Source organism: Streptomyces globisporus (genome assembly GCF_003501885.1).
Taxonomy (GTDB): domain Bacteria; phylum Actinomycetota; class Actinomycetes; order Streptomycetales; family Streptomycetaceae; genus Streptomyces; species Streptomyces globisporus_D.
This window is the reverse complement of record NZ_QWFA01000435.1, coordinates 1-511: the sequence shown is the minus strand read 5'-3', so window position 1 is coordinate 511 and position 511 is coordinate 1. Positions and strand designations below refer to the sequence as shown.

Here is a 511-nt window from a genome sequence, read left to right as displayed (position 1 = left end):
CCATAATGACGCCCGTATAGCCCGGATCTCTTTCCGCAAGCATCGCCTTGGTTAAAGTAGATTTTCCTACGCCGGTAGGTCCGGCGATAATAATGTTACAATGTGTTTTTGAAAGACCTTTAACGACGTTCACGCCTTCGATAGGAAGTGTTTTCCGCTTGGGTATGGTTAAGTCCTCTACTCGAACTGCATCGATCAAAAATCTCCGGAACGTGATCACGTTTTGTTTTACCCTCGGACTAATAAGGATTGCAATCCGTTCTCCCGTATATAAATCAACTTCCAAACTGTTATTGTAAGTGTTAAGAATCGCATCTTCCTTTTGCATTGCCAATGAACGGATGATTTTATCAACCTGCTCTTCCGATCGGAATCGCATATCCTTCATCAACTTGTTTCTTCCGTCAATCTTCATATACACTTTTTTACCGATGACCTGCAGCGCATAACTATCTGGAAACTTAATCCAAGCGGCTAATACGTTAAAACCGTAAATTTCATGGAACATGGC

General features: G+C 42.1%; 1 protein-coding gene. It reads right to left on the bottom strand.

Annotation, left to right across the window (positions count from 1 at the left end):
- A partial coding sequence (locus tag D3105_RS34180; RefSeq protein WP_165891149.1) for an ATPase, T2SS/T4P/T4SS family occupies positions 1 to 511 on the bottom strand: 511 nt, incomplete at both ends.